This is a genomic window from Methylomonas paludis (assembly GCF_018734325.1).
GTDB classification, from domain to species: Bacteria; Pseudomonadota; Gammaproteobacteria; order Methylococcales; family Methylomonadaceae; genus Methylomonas; species Methylomonas paludis.
Map to the genome: position 1 here is coordinate 402268 of NZ_CP073754.1, position 19260 is coordinate 421527.

The window sequence follows — 19260 nt, forward strand, 5'->3', positions numbered from 1 at the left end:
TAAAGCAATATTCAATCCAGTTTTTAATTTAGCTGGTTTAAAATCTTTTAACTCAAGATTGACAAGGCCTGTAGCCAGCAGGTACGATTTAGCCCTGAGACTTATCCCTTGCAAATTGTATGGATTCCGACACTGGCGGATAACAAAGCGACAAGCGATAGCTAAGTGTGTACTGGCCAGTAGCTGAGGCAACGGCAGAATGTGAGTAATTTGCTTACATCTGTTGGCGTTTTTCGTTACTAAATTGCCCTCTGCACAAGGTATACACCGAAAAATTCTATAACTGCTACAAAGCCTTATTTATGCAAACGCTCCTGAAAGCTTTTTTACTGGGCATTTGCATTGACAGACGGCCTTGTTCTGATTTAGAGTTGCCAAAGTTCGTCTTAAATGTTCATCAACAGGGGAGCGGAGCATTTCTGGTCAGTGACTCGAAATAAATGGTTGGTGAGTGGTTCTTATAACAATAAACTGTAACAATCGGAGCACATTAATATGGCAAGACCATTAATTCAAATCGCATTGGATTCTTTAGATTTCAATCAAACTGTTGGCCTGGCTGATCAAGTAGCGCCATACGTGGATATTTTTGAAATCGGTACCCCTTGCATCAAATATAACGGCGTTAACCTGGTTAAAGAATTAAAACAACGTTTCCCAGACAAACTGTTGTTGGTTGACCTGAAAACCATGGACGCAGGTGAATACGAAGCCGGTGCATTCTATGCAGCTGGCGCAGACATCGTGACCGTACTGGGCGTATCCGGCCTGGCCACCATTGGCGGCGTTATCAAAGCAGCTAAAAAATACGGTGCAGAAGTACAGGTTGACCTGATCAATGTTGGTGATAAAGCTTATGTTGCCAAAGAATCTGTGAAACTGGGCGCACAAATCGTCGGTATTCACACCGGTCTGGATGCGCAAGCAGCCGGCCAAACCCCATTTGCCGACTTGCAAGACATCGCGGCTCTGGGCCTGAACGTCAGAATTTCCGTCGCCGGCGGTATCAAACAATCTACTGTACAACAAGTAGTTGCTTCAGGCGCCACCATCATCGTAGTTGGTGCGGCTATCTACGGTGCACCATCACCAGCTGAAGCTGCTCGCGAGATCCGCGAACTGGTTGATGCTGCAGCATAATTTCGGCTTGCTTGAAAGCTGATACAAATAAGCTGTTAAGGACGAGTGGCGTTGCCACTCGTCCTTTTGTTTGTTTATAGCAAAGCACCCTGAATTTTGAACATACCCGTTTAGTGATTGAACTGTTCTGAATAAACATCAGCCGCAATATCAATACAAATCAACCGGAAATGTCACGGTGTCCTATACGCCGGTCAAAATCGACTGCCAGCCATAAACCCCAGATTTCTTAAGAACCGGCAATAATTGCCGCTTCTTTAATTGTTTTTACAACTACCTAGGAGACTAACAATGCCTTCGCGTCGAGATTTAGCGAACGCCATACGCGCACTCAGTATGGATGCCGTGCAAAAAGCCAACTCAGGCCACCCCGGAGCGCCGATGGGGATGGCTGATATTGCCGAAGTGCTGTGGAACGATTTTTTGCACCACAACCCGGCTAATCCGAAATGGCCAGACCGTGACCGTTTCATATTATCCAACGGCCACGGCTCTATGCTGCTGTACTCGTTACTGCACCTGAGCGGCTACGACCTGCCGATAGAAGAACTGAAAAACTTCCGCCAACTGCACTCTCGCACCGCCGGTCACCCTGAATACGGCTATGCACCGGGCGTCGAAACCACCACTGGCCCTTTAGGCCAAGGCATCACCAATGCCGTCGGTTTTGCGCTGGCAGAACGCACCCTGGGCGGCCAGTTTAACAAACCCGGCCATGAGATCGTCGATCATTACACCTACGTGTTTTTAGGCGACGGTTGCTTAATGGAAGGCATTTCTCACGAAGCCGCCTCTTTGGCAGGCTCACTGGGCCTGGGTAAACTGATTGCCATCTACGACGACAACAACATTTCCATTGACGGTGAAGTCCGTGGTCACGGCAACGTCAGCGGCTGGTTCCTGGACAACACCCCAAAACGCTTTGAAGCCTATGGCTGGCACGTCATCCCTAAAGTGGATGGCCACGATGCCGCCGCGATTCAAGCGGCCATTGCCGAAGCGCGTCAAGTCACCGACAGACCGAGCATTATCTGCGCCCAAACCATTATCGGCTGGGGTTCACCCAACAAAGAAGGCAAAGAAGACTGCCACGGTGCGGCCCTGGGCGAAGCCGAAGTCGCGGCTACCCGTGAACGTATCGGCTGGCCGTACCCTGCTTTCGAAATACCGGCTGACATCAAATCCGGCTGGGATGCCAACAATAAAGGCGCCCGTCTGGAAAGCGAATGGAACGAAAAATTCGAAAAATACCGTGCCGCCTATCCAGAACTGGCTGCCGAATTCGAACGCCGCATCGTAGGTCAGCTGCCTAGCGACTGGACCGAAAAAGCCAACGCCTTCATTGCCGCCGTCGATGCCAAAGCTGAAACCATCGCCACCCGCAAAGCTTCACAAAACAGCCTGAACGGCTTCGGCCCGCTGTTGCCTGAACTGCTCGGCGGCTCAGCTGACCTGGCCGGCTCCAACCTGACCCTATGGTCAGGCTGCAAAGATGTCAACGTCGACGGCTACAACGGCAACTACATCTACTACGGCGTGCGCGAATTCGGCATGTCCGCCATCATGAACGGCCTGGTATTGCACGGCGGCTTCAAACCTTACGGCGCCACCTTCCTGATGTTCTCGGAATATGCCCGTAACGCCCTGCGGATGGCAGCCCTGATGAAAATCCCCACCATCTTCGTCTACACCCACGACTCCATCGGTCTGGGCGAAGACGGCCCGACTCATCAACCGGTCGAACAAACCGCCACCTTGCGACTGATCCCCAACATGCAAGTCTGGCGGCCCTGTGATGCCGTTGAATCCGCTGTTAGCTGGAAAGCCGCGCTGGAAAGACAAGATGGCCCTAGCACCCTGATCTTCTCGCGCCAAAACCTGCCGCACATCCCGCGGACAGCTGCGCAAATCGAAGCCATCAGCAAAGGCGGCTACATCCTGAAAGACAGCGCCGGCACCCCGGATGCCATCATCATCGCGACCGGTTCCGAAGTCGAACTGGCTGTCAAAGCCGCAGAAGCACTGACCGCCAAAGGCAAAAACATCCGCGTGGTGTCCCTGCCGTCGACCAACGTTTTCGAAGCGCAGGATCAAGCATATCGGGACAGCGTATTGCCGCCTAGCATCAGCAAACGCGTTGTTGTCGAGGCCGGTGTCACCGACACCTGGTGGAAATATGCCGGCAGCAACGGCAAAGTTGTCGGTTTGGATCGCTTCGGTGAATCCGCTCCTGCGCCTCTGCTGTTCAAAGAATTCGGCTTTACCGTCGAAAATGTTGTCGCTAATGTCGAAGCAGTGCTTTAATAATTAAGATATAGTAGTAAACTGTAAAAAACTCCCGCCGTTTATCGGTGGGAGTTTTTACGTTTTTAACCCAGAGTGATGGTGAACACTATGACAATCAAACAAGTGGTTTATGGTTTATTCGTGGCATTCCTGCTGGCAAGCTCTGCAGTAAGCGCCCAAGACTATCCGGCCTCAAATTTCCAGCCTAAAGTGATTTACAGCAGTGAAGAGGCTGCACCGGCAGCGGTTGCCACAGCGGCGGCCAATCCTTGTATAGCCAGCGCAAGTGCAGTAGCACAAGTTGAGGTTGACCCCAAATATCCGGCGGCCAATTTTCAGCCCAAAGTAATTTATAGCAGTGCCGATACAAAATAAGCTCTCCCGGTATAAAAGTGATTACTGGCGAGTTTTAAACATGAGGTCAGTTACCTCTTAAATAAACGGTGTAAATCAGTTAAAACTGAATCGCACTAACCTACTTACCTTCAGGAGTATTCTCAAATGAAAAACAACAGTTTGATGAATAGCATATTCGGAATAGTACCGACATTTTTCTTCGGTAGCTCCTCTGCAAAAAGCGTCGCCGAAAATATAGAAGAAAATTCAGAAAGCAGTCAGCTTACCGGTGTCGCTCGGTATTTGCAAAAGCTGGAGCCACAAATTCAGGTAGCAGACGAAGCCGAAAACCTGACAGGTGTAGCGCGCTATCTGGCTCGGCAACAGCCGGTAGTAGAAGCTCCAGTAGCAGAAGAAATCGAAGCTGAGATTGAAGCAGAACCGATAGTTGAAACGGCCTTAGAAATAGAAGAACAGCCGCAAATCAGTGGTGTAGAAAAATATTTAACACTACAACAAGCCAATCGTATTACCGGTGTCGCCAAATATTTGGTTAAACAGACCATTCAGGACAGAGCCACCCCGGTAACCGGCGTTGCCAAATACGTCACCAACCATGAGCGCGAAACTCAATTGGTCACTGGTGTAGCCAAGTATTTGACCAAACAGCAATTTTCAGATCATGCGGCCCCAGCTGTTACTGGTGTGGCTAAATACGTACTCAAACAGGATTTGCTTGCCAAAGATGCACCAGTTGCTACTAGCGTGACTAAATACCTGTCAAAACAAATCCAGTTGGCAAAAGACGCACCGGTATTAACTGGCGTTGCCAAATATTTACAGCAGTTGGATCGGCTTGCCAAGGCACATCAACCTTTGACCGGTGTTGCCAAATTCCTGGCTGAGCAGGCCATCCAGGACCGCAAAGAGGCTGCAGCAGCATTAGTCGCGCGCTATATCGAGCAGGAACTCAAATTGCAGCAAGAAAAAGCCGCCATTGTTGCTGAAAGCTCTGCTGAGTTGACTCTGGTGGAAGCGGATGTAGAGAATGAAGAGTCGGCTGGTTCCGGTGTTGCCAAATATTTGGCGAAACTGGCATCGTCCGAAAGTCAGGCCGGCAAAGCCACCGGCGTGGCAAAATATCTGGCCAAACAGCTCCAGATCCAAAGTCAAATCGAGCCGCCAAGTGGTGTTGCCAAATATCTGGCCAAACAGGCGATACTGGCTAAACAACAACCTGCTCTTACCGGTGTCAGCAAATATCTGGTCAAACAGAAATTAACCGCAAAACCTAAAGTAGAAGCCAGTACCGTCAGTAAATATTTGGCTCTACATCAAGTTCCGGAAAACTCAGCCCAGGACGTAACCGGTGTAGCCAAATACTTGCACAAACAGGAAGTGTTACATAAAGATACACCTGCGGCATCTGGAGTGGCAAAATATTTGGCTAAACAAAGTCTGCAACCCAAAGATTCCGGTATAGCCAGAACCACAGGTGTAGAGAAATATTTGCGCAAACAGGCTTAATATAAACCCTGGTTGTCCTGGGCAGATAAGCCCAGACACTTCCGGGGTTTGTTAGCAAGAACATTTCAGACAATATCCTGGCAAGCGTTGAGTGTCGACCTTAACATCCCTGATTAATACAGATATGTTGAAACTGTATTATTATTGACTTTAAACTGATTAATTGAGATCGACATGCGTCAATATTTTATCTTCAGCCTGGTGCTGTTCTCGCCGCTGGTTTTTGCAGCGGATGGTAACGAGCCTGCCGCCGTGCCCGAGCCACCGGAATTACCAATGCCGGTACATTCGGGAGAAGAAATGGAGCCGGATATTACCATTACCCGAAAAGGCGAAGAAACCATCCAAGAGTATCGGCGCAACGGTAAGCTGTATATGATCAAAATTATTCCGCAGATAGGCCCGGCCTATTACATGCTGGATACCAATGGCGATGGCCAGATGGATGTAAAAAAGAACGATATGGACAGAAACACCAATATCAATCTGTGGAATATATTTCAATGGGATTGATGGCTAGGCAGGGCCAACCATTAAGCATTCATTTTTATTAAAAAGATAGTAAAAGTCTTGGCTGTTAGCCAGATTGGCCAGCCAACCACTACCAATATCGCCCGCTATCGGTGCTCCGGAATTAAACCCAACTTTATCTAATAACCATCGCCTCAAAGGTGATTAAAGCGGAGCAATTAGGCAAATTCAACTATGCAAAGTTAGCGGTGGTTGTCAGCGACTAAGAGTACACCTTACTGGCATCAACATTCGTGCATAAAATAATTGTTCAGCCCTTCCATGCGCTATAAAGGACATAGCCTACAAATAGTGTTGTCAGCAAATAAATTACAATGGCGATCATAGTTATACCCTCATTTTTGTTGTTATAGTTTTATCGTTTCTTGGTGCAAGCGCAATATTTTGTGCAGCGATATGGCTATAGTGTATCTTAGATTATTGCTAAAGTAATCACACAAAAGATCATAACCAAGTAAGGATTTGGTCGTTTATCTGATCATGCGCAATAATCTCTTGGTGTTGCCGGTTCGGCCCTTATTCCGGCCATACCCAGTTATCTGCATCCGGCAAATCCACCCCATGCTTATAGGCATAATTGCGGCAATCAATCTGCATGTCGCGCATTTTCTGCTTAACATGCGCTCCAGCCACCCGTAGGTTGGGGATGCGGTCTATAGTATCTATAACAAGGCTAAAGCGGTCTATCTCATTTTGTATAGCCAATTCCAGCGGTGTGTTGATACTGCCTTTTTCCTTGTAACCACGCACATGCAAGTTTTTGTGATTGGTGCGCCGGTAAGCCAGACGGTGGATTAACCAGGGATAACCGTGAAAATTAAACAGTATTGGTTTGTCCAGGGTAAACAGACTGTCAAAATCGCGATCAGACAGACCATGCGGATGTTCGCTGGCCGGGCTGAGTTTATACAAATCAACCACGTTCACAAAGCGAATTTTCAGCTCCGGGAAATGTTCGCGCAGGATAGTCACAGCGGCCAGGGCCTCTTTAGTGGGAATATCGCCGGCAGAGGCCAATACCACATCCGGTTCGACACCGGTATCATTGCTGGCCCATTCCCAAATACCTATGCCTTTGCTGCAATGCTTGATTGCTGCATCCATATCCAGATATTGTAAATGTTTCTGTTTGTCGCAGACTATCACATTTATGTAATCAGTGCTTTGTAAACAATGAGCACTGATTGCCAACAGCGTATTGACATCTGGGGGCAGATAGATTCGGGTTACCGCCGGACTTTTGTTGACCACCAAGTCCAGAAATCCGGGATCTTGATGAGTAAAGCCGTTATGATCCTGCCGCCACACTGTTGAGGTAATTAACAAATTTAACGAAGATACCGCAGCTCGCCACGGTACCTGTTTAGCCATAGCCAGCCATTTGGCGTGCTGATTAAACATGGAATCAATCACATGCACAAAGGCTTCGTAGGTCGAGAAAAAGCCGTGGCGGCCAGTCAACAGATAACCTTCCAGCCAACCCTCCAGGGTATGTTCGGACAACATCTCCATTACTCGGCCATCAACTGCCAGTTCGCCGCCATCGCAGTCTTCCGGCAAGTAGTCGGCCAGCCAGGTTTTTTTACTGACCTGATACACATCATCCAGCTTATTAGAGCTGGTTTCATCCGGACCAAACAAGCGAAAGTTGCTGGGATTTGCCAGCATGATGTCACGTAAAAATTTACCAAGCGGTCGGGTGTTTTCTGCGCTGCTGTTACCGGGTTTGCCTACAGCCGCTTGATAATCCTGAAAATCCGGCAGTCGCAAAGCTTTGCGTAAACGCCCACCATTAGCGTGCGGATTCGCACTCATACGATGTTCCCCTTTGGGAGCCAGAGCTTTTAATTCCGGGAGCAGGCGGCCTTGGGTGTCGAATAAAGTTTCAGGATGGTAACTGCGCAGCCAGGTTTCCAATTGTGCCAAATGGGCAGGGTTCTCCCGTACCGCATTTAGCGGTACTTGATGGGCACGCCAAAAACCCTCAACTTTATGGCCATCCACTTGTTGAGGGCCAGTCCAGCCTTTGGGAGAACGCAATACCAGCATCGGCCAGCGTGGCCGGGTCGCCACACCGCTATTTCGCGCCTGTTGTTGAATAGCGCGGATTTTTAATACACATGATTCCAGTATGGCGGCCATTTTGACATGCATTTCCTGCGGATCACTACCTTCCACAAAATGCGGCTCCCAGCCATAGCCCAGAAATAGTTGTTCCAGTTCCTGATGGCTGATGCGCGACAGCAGACTGGGATTGTTAATTTTATAACCGTTTAAATGCAGAATCGGTAACACCGCGCCGTCTCGCAACGGATTCAAAAATTTGTTGGAATGCCAGGAGGTGGCTAGCGCGGCAGTTTCGGCTTCACCGTCACCAATCGTGACCGCCACCAGCAAATCCGGATTGTCAAAAGCGGCTCCAAAAGCATGTGAAATACTATAGCCCAGTTCGCCGCCTTCATGGATAGACCCCGGAGTTTCAGGTGTGCAATGACTGCCTATACCGCCTGGAAAGGAAAATTCCTTGAAAAAATGCAGCAAACCTTCCAGATTTTCGCCCTTATTCGGATAAATCTCGCTGTAAGTGCTTTCCAGATACACCGGCGCCAGGATACCGGGAGCACCGTGCCCCGGGCCAGCCAGAAAAATACTGTTTAAAGCATATTTATTAATTAGCCGATTGATATGCACATAAATAAAACTTAAGCCTGGACTGGACCCCCAATGTCCCAGCAGCCGTTGTTTGATGTGTTCAGCTTTTAAAGGCTCATGTAATAAAGGATTATCCCGCAAATAAATCATCCCGGCTGCCAAATAATTACAGGCTTGCCAGTAGCGATGCAATTTGTCCAGTTCTGGGTCATTAAGGGTGTTTTCGGTCATTTAATGCTACCTGCCAATGTTTAAAAGCTGTTCGACGCTAATTTGAACAAAATATTCAAATCTTAGGCAGAACAGCAGCCAAGTAATCAATCGGTATGGTTTACAGAATTATCGATCAGGCCTAAGCCAAAGGCCCAGCTGGTCAAAATAATCTGTAAGGGTAATCCCGCTGCGGCGACCAGCAATAATAGCGTCAGGCTATTAAAACTGGCACCTGCATCCCACAGCGTTAGCGAGCTGTTCAAAGAACGGTTGGATGGCAATAGAAACGGAAACATTGAAATTGTAACCGTGATTACTGCAAAAATTACACTGCTGCTGCCGGCAACAAATGCCCAGCCGGTTTTGTTGATATAGCTCAGATACAAGCTGATGCCAACACCCAATAACACCAATGTGGGTATCGACCATAAACCGGGCAAATGTTCGTAGTTATCCAGCCATAAGCCCTCGCCGCGTTTCACAAATTTACTAAGCGGATTAGCGGCTGCGTTTGGCAGAATTTCCGAACTGATATGGTAACCTTCCAAATGAGTAATCCACAAACCGGCTATGCCGAATAACAGTATAAAACTGATTCCGGCTTTAAATGTCAGGGTTTGGTTGGAGTGATCAGGTTCGCCGGTGTTTTTCGATTGTAAAAAACAGGCGGCATAAAACACCAGTAGCGCTGCTGTCAAGCAGGCACTTAGCAAGGCGAAAGGATTGAGCAGGCCGCCAATGTCTCCCAGAAACAAAATTCGCATATCACTATCCAGATGAAACGGTATCCCTTTCAGCAAATTGCCGACGAGTATACCTACTTCGGCCAGGGTGATGACCGCAGATATCTGTACGGCTTTATCGCACCATTGTTGCCAGACCGGGTTGGCTAGACTGTTTCTAAACAATATAGCCAAAGTCCGGCAAATATAACTCAGCCATAAAGGGATCAGTAACAGCCGCAGACTGGAAAAAAATACCGCATAGGCAATTGGCCAGGCCGTCATTAACCAGGCTATGCTGGTCAGCAACCAGCTTAGTTGACCCAAACAAACCGGAGCAAGTCTGGCATACAGCTGTTGACGCTGATTTTCAGTTTTGGCGATAATCGGCAGTAATACACAAATACCCTGCACTAAACCGTCGCACAGCATAAACCCGACCAGACATAATACCAGTATTCCCCAACTGATCAATTTCAGACTTTCGTAATCAAAGTTCATCTTTTGACTCCGGCCACAGGGGAACTAAATTTTGCATAACGGCCGGGCGCAACAAAAACACCGCTATTGCCAGCAATGTCAGGCCAATCATACTGTCCAGTCCCAGATTGAACCATAAGTCTGTTGTTGCCAAACTGGATACGCCTAAAAAACTGGGCAGTTGTGCAAACACCCCCCAGTGCTGCAGATTGATTTGGGTGGCTAACCAACTGCACAGTGCCGCCAGCCAGGGTAGAGCGCCTAGGTAATAAGCTGATTTAAGTAACCAGAGTGGTGGAATTCGCCGGTGACTAAACCCAGTTGCCAGCAGAAAGCCTAACAGACTCAAGGCAGTGCATAGCAAGGCAAACAGCTGCAGCCAATTCATTAGTTCCGTTTTGTCGGGCAGACTGGCTTGGGCTGCCTGTTTAACCTGCTGGTCACTGGCCTCGGCAAGATGATCGGTCCAGGGTTTCAGTAACCAGACATAGCCTAAGTCAGCCTGATTTTGCTGGAAATTCTCCAGTAATTGTGCGGATTGATTTTCGTCGCGTAATTCTAATAATAAGCGGTAAGCATAAATACTGTTATGAATTTTGGCTTCAGTTTTAGCCGTCAAAGCCGTCCTATCAGCATCGGTCAACAGCGCAACACTCTGGCTTGCTAAGGGTGTCAGTGGGTGATGGATTAATGTTGATGTTAACAGGCTGCTCACTGCCAGCAGGCCCAGTAAGGCGGCGAAACGATAACTATACCGGTCAATCTCAGGGCTGGCATGGTGATACCAGCGCCAACTGCTAATGGCCAGAATAGTGCCTGCACCAATGAGATAGGCCAAACTGAGATCGTTCAGTACCTGCCAGACGGTCGCGGAATTTTCCAGAATGTGCTTGAAATCGTTTAACTCCAGTCGGAAAGACTGATAATTAAAAACAGCCGCTTGGGGATTTTCCAGCCAGCTTTGTGCTAATAATTGCCAGCCGGCACCAAGCAAAAGCGCAAGACATAATAGCCAACTGATCAGCAGATGTGGAATTTTACCCATGGCCTGTCTGCCGTAAACATACGGCCCAAACAATAGCGCGGCTAGCCAGAAACTCCCTAATAACTCTATGCCTATCGGCAGGAAAAGCACCTCGCCGGCATAATCGGAAAAATACGAATCCTGCGTGCCATATTGAAACAGCATTCCTAATCGGGCTAACAAGCCCAAACTAAAATTGATGGCAAAAATTCGTGTCCAGAATTCGCATATCAGCTTATATCCGCTGTTTCTGCTCAATAAATTTCGGGTCTCGGTCATACTCAGCAATAACGATAGACTGAGGTTAAGCGGCATAAAAACCAGATGAAAAGCCGAGGTCAAGGCGAATTGCCAGTGAGAAAGTTCGACAACAGTTGCGGAAATCATTAGCTGTCTGATTGGGTTAGGATAAAGCGGGCCATTATACCAACCCTGTCACCGGTTTGGCTGGCTAGATACTGGTCTAGTATCGAAACCGCCAAGTTGCACAGCAATATAAAAAATCCGAGTTAACCTGATGTTGAGCGATTCTAACGCATATAATCAGCTTAACAAATTCTTTTTTGCGGAAACTGGCAACGGAAGCGACTACCTTTACCTAATTGACTGTCAATTTCAAGTCGGGCGTCATGTCTGACTAAAACATGTTTAACAATGGCCAAACCTAAGCCGGTACCGTTTATCTTACGGTTACGTTTAACCTCTACTCGGTAAAAACGTTCGGTGATACGCGGAATATCGTTACTGGATATTCCTTCGCCAAAATCCTCGATTTCCAGACAAACCCCATTTTCGGAATTTTTAAACCATTTCACATAAACTGGTTTGTCGGCTGGCGAGTACTTTAAAGCATTTGCAAGTAAGTTGCTGAAAGCACTGCGCAATTCTTCAGGGTCACCCAATAGATTAGTCGGGCTGTCAAGTTTGAGGTTGACCCGGCATTCGTCCTTTTCCAGCAAATCACTTTCCTTGCACAACTGTTTAAGTAATTCGCTTATATTGATACACTCGGATTTTTTAGACTTGGTTTCCAGACGCGCCAGCAATAACAAATCATCAATCAGCAATTGCATCCGCTCGGTTTGGGTAGACATATTTTGAAAAGAGCGCAAATACACGCTGGGAACATTTTCCAGTTCCAGCAGAGTTTCCAGATAGCCTTTCAATACCGTCAGCGGCGTGCGTAATTCATGCGAGACATTGGCGACAAAGTCTGTACGCATGCGTTCGATATTTTTTAACTGAGTAATGTCTTGAGCAAGTAATAAGCGCAGTCCGGTGCCATAAGGGACAATGCTGATCTGTAAGATGATATTTTCGTTAACTGGTGAAGGGATGCTTATTTTTTGCTGATAGTCGTTAGACTTTAAATATTGGATAAACAAAGGATTGCGTACCAGATTGGCAATACGCTGACCTTTATCCGATTTTTTTAAACCCAAAATGTCCCGGGCAGATTTGTTGGTCCAGTCGATTTCCCCATAACTGCCTAACACCACCGCAGCATCAGGCAGTGCATCTGTTGAAGTCCGGAAACGGTCTATCATGCGGGTTAATTTTTTTTTCCGCTTTTTGTCGATTTTCCTGATTTTCCAGATATGATAATAAATGTCGCGCCAAATCCCATGTTGTGGGTGTTTGTCTCCAAAAGCGCCCCGGCTTAACCATTTTTCCAGGTGATCAATATAGATAGTTTGGCGGATCAGCAACAAAGTCACAACCACCAACAAACATAAAGCAATATATCCGGTAAACATGCCCAGCACTAAAGCCGGCAGAGTTAAAAGCAAAAGTAAATTTAGCTCTCGGTACCAGCGCTGCATGTTAGATTAGCCGGCCAGAGAAAAACGATACCCAAAGCCTCTTACGGTTTGTATCAATTCTTCACGGTCGTAGGTTGCCAATATTTTTCTTAGGCGACGGATATGTACATCCACGGTACGTTCTTCAATATAAACGCTACGTCCCCAAACCTGATCCAGTAAATGTGTCCGGCTGTAAACCTTGTCCGGATTAGTCATAAAAAACTGCATCAACCTGAATTCAGTAGGGCTCACTTCCAGAGTGTGGCCGGCTATGGTTAGCCTGTGTTGTTCTGCATCCAAGGTTAGATCGCCGACATTCAGCAAACCGGAATCAGATAACTTACCACTGCGGCGCATTACCGCCTTGATACGGGCAATTAATTCCTTGGGAGAAAAAGGTTTGGTAATATAATCATCAGCCCCAATTTCCAGTCCGCGAATCTTATCTTCTTCTTCACCACGCGCCGTTAACAGAATAATCGGCAACTCCTTGTAACTGGAATCATTTTTTAAACGTCTGGCCAATTCAACGCCACTGATACCCGGCAACATCCAGTCAAGTAACAGCAGGTCTGTCATGTTTTCCGCCAGTGTTTGCAATGCTTGTTCGGCGCTGGCAACGGCCATCACCGTCAAACCAGTTTGTTCAAGAGCCATAACCAGCATTTCCCGTATGGCTTCTTCATCTTCCACGACTAGAACGTTCAAATTTGACATGATCATATTTTCGAGTGCATTTAATCAAATAGTCTAGCGAAAAAATATTACCTGTATATGACAAAAACTTCCTAATCGAATTGAATCTAATCGGGGGCTGAATGCCGGGTTTTTAACTGTTGCAAATACAGATCAATTAGCAATGCCCAATAAGCATCATAGCTGTTGATGCCTGTTTGAGCTTAGAAAAAGCGGCCATTCAGCAGGAAATGCGTAGCAATACTGCCGAAAAATCCGAGTAGAATGACTGGCATCCACTTTAAATGAGCGCTAAAAGTATATACACCTCGCATCTGACCCATTAAGCCGACACCAGCGGCAGAACCTATTGACAGCAAACTGCCGCCCACGCCTGTCGACAGGGTTACCAATAACCATTGGCCTTGAGAAATATCCGGGTGCATGGTGAGTACCGCAAACATAATGGTGCCATTATCAATAAATGCTGAGAAAATACCAACCAGAATATTGGCGATCGTCGGATCCAGTCCAACGTACAGCATTTGTGATGTCAGTGTCAGATAACCGATAAAGCTCAAGCCGCCAACACTGATCATTACCCCGTAGAAAAATAATAAGGTATCCCATTCCAGTGCTGCGACACTCTTGAAAACATCAAATTGTTGCTTGCGGTTTTTTTCCGGCAAATCCACATTAAATAATTTATAAACATGAGCAAAATCACTAACCTCAGGTTTGGTATCGGTTTTTTGCAGATAAAAGCCTAGAAATTTTAAATAGGTCAATCCCGCCAGCATGCCGGCAGCCGGCGGCAATTTCAGAAAGTCTTCAAAACAAACTGCGGTAATGATGGTGAGAATAAACAAAAATATCATGGTTACAGCGCCACGCTTCATAGTCGGGGCTTTACCTATGGCTGCAGGTTGCAGTTTGGGGATCCAGAAATGCATGATACTGGCCGGTAACAGGAAATTGACTACTGCCGGCAAAAATAAGGCATAAAAATTCACAAAAGGCACCACACCGCTTTGCCAGACCAATAGACTGGTAATATCGCCAAACGGACTGAACGAACCGCCGGCATTGGTCGCAACCACCACATTAATGCAAGCCAAAGTCACATATTGGCGGTTATCCTTGCCCATGGCTACAATCACCGCGCCCATCAGTAATGCTGTGGTCAGATTGTTGCAAAGCGAGGACATAAAAAATGACAGGATGCCGGTTATCCAGAACAGTTTACGGTAACTGAATCCCTTGCTGAGCAGCCAAACCCGGAGATTATCAAAAACGCCACGGTCTTGCAGTGCATTCAGATAAGCCATAGACACCATGATGAACAGAAATAACTCGGCATAGCCTTCCAGACAGGCGCGAAACGCGCGTCCGGCTTGTTCATTCATGTCGCCGGCCACATAGATGGCAGCGATAAACGCCCAGATCATGCTGGCTGCCAATACCATAGGTTTGGATTTGTTTAACTGGGTCACTTCTTCCGTCATAGCCAATAAATAGGCGATGGCAAAAATAAGAATGGAAAGATAACCGACCCAGTGTTGAGTCAAGTTCAGCGTGTGTGCCGCCTGTTCAGGGTTTGCCCAGGATAATTGCGGTGCCAAGATCAGCATCACTAAAAAAAGGCTGCGTTGAATCACGGGTGAACTCCAAAGTTCGAAAATTTATACCAATGGCACTGCAAAACCAGCAGGCAGTCACGTTAAAGGATACCGAGATAGCCGGTTTCTGGGGCTCTCGGCAGTTTATTATGTCCAGGAACCTATAGCACTCTAAATGCTAATATTGCAGTGAGAAAAGAAATCATCGGTTTGGCTAAATGTTGCAGATAAGCCGGGTGCCAAGCTAAAAGCATGCCGGACTGTTTTCGAAAGTTCGTCATTCGGGTATTCAGCCCAAATGACGAATCAGATCGTTTTTCAGGCCTGGTCTGTTTCCAGCAAATAAGTTAACCACAAGGAAGACAATTTCTCCTGCACGGTATTTTGCCGTAAGCGGGCGCGCAGATTATCAAAGTCCACATAATCCAAAGCTTGATCCTGATTGTAACAGGAGTACATAAAGCTGGTTTCACCTGTTTCAGGATCCACATGCTTGCATAGGCATTGGGCGCAAACCCCTTTCATCATGCATTGCATAGGCGAATTGATGGAGGCCACCGCCTCATGGCTTTCTTTCAGATAAGGTTTCAGTACTCCATGGCGGGCGGCTTTCACAGCTGCCATCATCCGATCCGATCCAATCACGATCAAATGATCCACGTCTTGTAAGAACAGCCCGGTTTCACCCAGATCACCATTGGCAAAAGCCAGCATGGCTTCGACAATATTGCCGACAAAGCTTTTATCTTGCTGGCGGGTGATAGGTATGGCGTCATTACCAGGCCGTTTATCTACCGCCCAGACAATCAAGTCGGAAGCTTCCTCAATATCCTCAACCTTGAATAAATCTTCCCGGTTTCGATAACCGGCAAAATACAGAACTTTATTTCCGGCCGAGCGTAGTGCTTTACCTATCGAAAACAGCACCGCATTACCCAGTCCGCCGCCCAGCAGCAACACGGTCTGATTATGCGGAATTTCCGTTGGTGCTCCGGTAACTCCCATCAGTACCAGCGGGTCCCCAGCTTGCCAGGTTGCGCACAAGCGTGTAGAGCTACCCATCTCCAGAGCAATCAAAGATACTAGGCCTTGTTCTTTGTCTACCCACGCCCCAGTTAGCGCAATACCTTCAGATGCCAGCACCGTACCTTCTTTAACTGGTGCCAGTGATTCAAAGTTTTGCACCCGGTAAAATTGGCCGGGATTAAAGTTCCTAGCGGCTGCCGGCGCTTTCACAACCACCTCGATAATGGTAGGTGTCAGGCGGTTTACCGCCACAATATGTGCCAGGAAAATCTCGTCCAAATGTTGCTGCAGGGCCAGTAATTGCTGATCCCGTTGCGCTTGTTCAGCGGCTTTCAGTTGCGCTAGGTCATCGGCAAACAGTTTGACGATATAAGGGTAACCATCTTTTGCGCTGGCCATGGCTTTCACCACATTACCGGCATAAACCGGATGATTGTCACCGTAAAAACTGATATTGCGGCCTTGGTTCTGATAAGACGTAAATGGTGCCGGCTTACCCACTTTAACCTGAGTTTCATCCTCGCTGGCCACCAGTTCGGCCTGGGCAGACCAGTCAGGTTCGTAACGTTTATAAAACTTACGATCCATAACAAAAGTGCCGGGAAATTCAGACTGATAAATAGTATTCGGTGCCGTACCGGCCGCAATAAATAAGCCGCGCAGCTTGATTTCAACTTCCTCGGTTTTCCGCCATTTGCCTTCCTGTTCGGCCAGTTTTTCAAAATGTACCGCCTGCAGATGACCGTATTCATCTGCCACTGCTTCCAGTGGACTCATGCCTTCCGCCAGCCAGATGCCTTCGGCTAAGGCTTCATGGATTTCTTCATGATTTTGCCGGTAGGCTGGCGAATCCTTGATCCCTTTACGATAGAACAAGGTCACTCCACCCCATTGTTGCAGCAGTGGCAAAAAGTTCGGTGTTTCACCGGCAGCGGCGGCACGTTGGCGTTCCTGCTCAATAATCCGGCCATGTGCCAGAAATTCATTAAGAATTTCCAGTTCTTCGCTATCATACTGGTTGCGTACCTGGGCCTCACCATAAACACTCACCAGTTTGTCGTAGCGTTTTACAACCTTACTGACCTGCACCGGATAATATGCCAATAATTCCGTAGCAGTATCAATTGCAGTCAAACCACCGCCGATGACGCCGGCCGGCAGGCGCACCTGCAGATTGGCTAATGAGGAATCCTTGGCTGCCCCGGTCAATTGTAAAGCCATTAAAAAGTCGGAAGCCTTACGAATCCCGCGAATCAGATTGTTTTTCAGATCGATGACCGTCGGTTTGCCGGCGCCGCTGGCAATAGCAATATGATCAAAACCCAAGTCCCAGGCTTCATCAATGCTGATACTGCCGCCGAAGCGAATGCCGCCGTAGCATTTGAACGCATTACGCCGTAATAGATTTAGATAAATCACTTTTAGAAAGTTTTTATCCCAGCGTACGGTAATACCGTATTCGGCCACGCCGCCAAAACCCAGCAAAACCCGTTTATCCAGTTCTTCATAGAGAGTAGCGAAATCCAGAATCGGTTCAGGCAACTGATCTTTGTTACCGGTCAGGTACAAGGGCAGTGGTTCCAGCTTTAAGGCATCAATCCCCACCACGCCAAAACCTTCATTAAGCAGGTAGTGAGATAAAGTGTATCCGGCCGGCCCCAGGCCCGCCACCAACACATTTTTGCCATTGTAAGGCAACGCCACCGGACGTTTCACGTTCAGTGGATTCCAGCGGGTCAACAAACTGTAAATTTCAAAACCCCAAGGCATGAACAGCACGTCGGTCAGCACATTGGTTTCAATCTGTGGAATATTCACGGCTTCAGTTTTTTGATAAATGCAGCCGCGCATACAGTCATTACAAATCCGGTGACCAGTGCCGGGGCACATTGGATTATCAATAATAATCAAGGCTAGAGCCCCAATGTTGTCACCCTGACGCTTAACCAGATGCATTTCCGAAATCTTTTCTTCCAACGGGCAACCGGTCATCAGGGAGCCGAGATGGTTGTTTTTAAAGGTACCGTCTTTTTTGTTTTTAATACCTTTTGAACACGAGTCGTTATTACGATCATGGCAGTAAATGCAATGATCGACTTCGTATAAAGCCTGGCGTTGAGAATGGCGTTTGTCAGTCAGGGCAAAGCCATCGCGGCGGCGGTGATGATGATGTTCGCTGGCCCAGACCTGATGACTGTCTCTGTCCAAAGTATCGTGAGCAACCAGATTATCCAGATTGCACTTTTCAGCTATCTTGAAACTCAGCCATTTTTTTACCAGCGCTTGTAATTCTGGAGCATGCTGGGCGGCAAAACTCCAGCGATAAATAATATCCAGTTCAGCGACAACAGCCTCTGCCGGTTCGCCCTGTTGTACCAGACGCCAAAGATCGGCGGCAATTTCACTAACCGCACGTTCCGGGTCGGCCTGGTATAAAGCCTGTTTGCCGGCAGCGTTTACCAGGGTTTCCAGTTGCTGATGCAGAGCGGTAATATCCCAGTCCACGATAGACTGACCCTTGAAACGGCTGGCCAGTTTGCCGACAATTTCACTGCGATACACAAATATGGAAGAAAATTCACTGCGAATAGCGTCAATCTGCTCATCGCGAACATTGCTGACCTGGAACAGTCTGGCGACAAAAGTGCCGACCAGCGGAGCCAGTTTTACCAGTAATTCCGAAACTTGTTCAGGGGCCATGCCGTCGCCCTGATTCTGGCGATAGGACTGGATTTCATCAAACAGTGCCGCGTCATGTTGCGCGACAGATTGATCAAAAACACCCATAAGATCCGCCAAACGTTGCGTATCGTATAAGTCTGCGTAGTCAAAGCCGGGAATGCCCAGGTTCAGGGTTTGAGGATTGCTGCTGTTAATCGTTTGTGTCATCAGGTTTTTCCGTGCATACAGGTCTGAGGTTGGTCAATGAAGGATGAACTCCAGGCCGATGATGCGTCTAAAATTAAAAATACAGTCACTACCTAACACTAGGCAGGTTGCCGATAGCACAACAAGCGCAAAAGTACCCGTGCTGCACTTGTCCATACTTGGCAGAGCGTATGTTAAAAAAACAAAAACAGTGCGGGCCGTGCCGAACGCTCGTGTCGCGTATCAACATAGCCAAGCACTTGTTTTGATTGCAGTCATTCAGAGTTCAAGCTGAATAATGGCATTATTTATACCTTAGTTTAGTGCTTAATCAAGCCATTGTTTTACCAGGGCTG

Annotated in this window: 12 protein-coding genes; 5 read left to right on the plus strand and 7 right to left on the minus strand. The window is 47.6% G+C overall.

Annotation, left to right across the window (positions count from 1 at the left end):
• Nucleotides 1-495: 495 nt before the first annotated feature.
• The 5 genes from hxlA (at nucleotide 496) to KEF85_RS01980 (ending at nucleotide 5802) form a co-directional block, all read left to right on the plus strand.
• Nucleotides 496-1140 (plus strand): 3-hexulose-6-phosphate synthase, encoded by a 645-nt coding sequence (gene hxlA, locus KEF85_RS01960; RefSeq protein ID WP_215583057.1) that lies wholly within the window; start codon nucleotides 496-498, stop codon nucleotides 1138-1140.
• 291 nt (nucleotides 1141-1431) lie between these two features.
• The gene (gene tkt / locus KEF85_RS01965; protein ID WP_215581156.1) at nucleotides 1432-3444 is read left to right on the plus strand and encodes a transketolase; all 2013 of its coding nucleotides are present in this window, start codon (nucleotides 1432-1434) and stop codon (nucleotides 3442-3444) included.
• A gap of 90 nt (nucleotides 3445-3534) precedes the next feature.
• On the plus strand, nucleotides 3535-3801 hold the full coding sequence (locus tag KEF85_RS01970) for a hypothetical protein (protein ID WP_215583064.1): 267 nt from the start codon (nucleotides 3535-3537) through the stop codon (nucleotides 3799-3801).
• 126 nt (nucleotides 3802-3927) lie between these two features.
• On the plus strand, nucleotides 3928-5289 hold the full coding sequence (locus KEF85_RS01975; RefSeq protein WP_215583065.1) for a hypothetical protein: 1362 nt from the start codon (nucleotides 3928-3930) through the stop codon (nucleotides 5287-5289).
• Nucleotides 5290-5463: 174 nt separating this feature from the next.
• A complete protein-coding gene (locus KEF85_RS01980) occupies nucleotides 5464-5802 on the plus strand; it encodes a DUF2782 domain-containing protein (protein ID WP_215583066.1) in 339 nt (112 codons plus the stop codon).
• Nucleotides 5803-6336: 534 nt separating this feature from the next.
• Here KEF85_RS01980 and KEF85_RS01985 read toward each other — a convergent pair.
• The 7 genes from KEF85_RS01985 to KEF85_RS02015 form a co-directional block, all read right to left on the minus strand.
• Nucleotides 6337-8703: a phosphoketolase family protein gene (locus KEF85_RS01985; protein ID WP_215583067.1), complete on the minus strand. Its 2367-nt coding sequence runs from the start codon at nucleotides 8701-8703 to the stop codon at nucleotides 6337-6339.
• An 86-nt stretch (nucleotides 8704-8789) separates the two neighbouring features.
• The gene (gene cydB, locus KEF85_RS01990; protein WP_215583068.1) at nucleotides 8790-9908 is read right to left on the minus strand and encodes a cytochrome d ubiquinol oxidase subunit II; all 1119 of its coding nucleotides are present in this window, start codon (nucleotides 9906-9908) and stop codon (nucleotides 8790-8792) included.
• A complete protein-coding gene (locus KEF85_RS01995) occupies nucleotides 9898-11298 on the minus strand; it encodes a cytochrome ubiquinol oxidase subunit I (protein WP_215583070.1) in 1401 nt (466 codons plus the stop codon). Before KEF85_RS01995 ends, cydB begins: the two co-directional genes overlap by 11 nt.
• 161 nt (nucleotides 11299-11459) lie before the next feature.
• The gene (gene phoR, locus KEF85_RS02000) at nucleotides 11460-12734 is read right to left on the minus strand and encodes a phosphate regulon sensor histidine kinase PhoR (RefSeq protein WP_215583072.1); all 1275 of its coding nucleotides are present in this window, start codon (nucleotides 12732-12734) and stop codon (nucleotides 11460-11462) included.
• A gap of 6 nt (nucleotides 12735-12740) precedes the next feature.
• A complete protein-coding gene (phoB, locus tag KEF85_RS02005) occupies nucleotides 12741-13433 on the minus strand; it encodes a phosphate regulon transcriptional regulator PhoB (RefSeq protein WP_215583075.1) in 693 nt (230 codons plus the stop codon).
• 182 nt (nucleotides 13434-13615) lie between these two features.
• A complete protein-coding gene (nhaD, locus tag KEF85_RS02010; RefSeq protein WP_215584951.1) occupies nucleotides 13616-15022 on the minus strand; it encodes a sodium:proton antiporter NhaD in 1407 nt (468 codons plus the stop codon).
• Nucleotides 15023-15328: 306 nt separating this feature from the next.
• Entirely contained in the window at nucleotides 15329-18925 is a 3597-nt protein-coding gene (locus KEF85_RS02015; RefSeq protein WP_215583078.1) for a pyridine nucleotide-disulfide oxidoreductase, read from the minus strand.
• Between the last annotated feature and the right edge of the window lie 335 nt (nucleotides 18926-19260).

Coding starts and splice junctions, on each gene's coding strand:
- hxlA (WP_215583057.1), top strand. CDS start 496: ATGGCAAGACCATTAATTCAAATCGCATTGGATTCTTTAGATTTCAAT.
- tkt (WP_215581156.1), top strand. CDS start 1,432: ATGCCTTCGCGTCGAGATTTAGCGAACGCCATACGCGCACTCAGTATG.
- KEF85_RS01970 (WP_215583064.1), top strand. CDS start 3,535: ATGACAATCAAACAAGTGGTTTATGGTTTATTCGTGGCATTCCTGCTG.
- KEF85_RS01975 (WP_215583065.1), top strand. CDS start 3,928: ATGAAAAACAACAGTTTGATGAATAGCATATTCGGAATAGTACCGACA.
- KEF85_RS01980 (WP_215583066.1), top strand. CDS start 5,464: ATGCGTCAATATTTTATCTTCAGCCTGGTGCTGTTCTCGCCGCTGGTT.
- KEF85_RS01985 (WP_215583067.1), bottom strand. CDS start 8,703: ATGACCGAAAACACCCTTAATGACCCAGAACTGGACAAATTGCATCGC.
- cydB (WP_215583068.1), bottom strand. CDS start 9,908: ATGAACTTTGATTACGAAAGTCTGAAATTGATCAGTTGGGGAATACTG.
- KEF85_RS01995 (WP_215583070.1), bottom strand. CDS start 11,298: ATGATTTCCGCAACTGTTGTCGAACTTTCTCACTGGCAATTCGCCTTG.
- phoR (WP_215583072.1), bottom strand. CDS start 12,734: ATGCAGCGCTGGTACCGAGAGCTAAATTTACTTTTGCTTTTAACTCTG.
- phoB (WP_215583075.1), bottom strand. CDS start 13,433: ATGTCAAATTTGAACGTTCTAGTCGTGGAAGATGAAGAAGCCATACGG.
- nhaD (WP_215584951.1), bottom strand. CDS start 15,022: ATGCTGATCTTGGCACCGCAATTATCCTGGGCAAACCCTGAACAGGCG.
- KEF85_RS02015 (WP_215583078.1), bottom strand. CDS start 18,925: ATGACACAAACGATTAACAGCAGCAATCCTCAAACCCTGAACCTGGGC.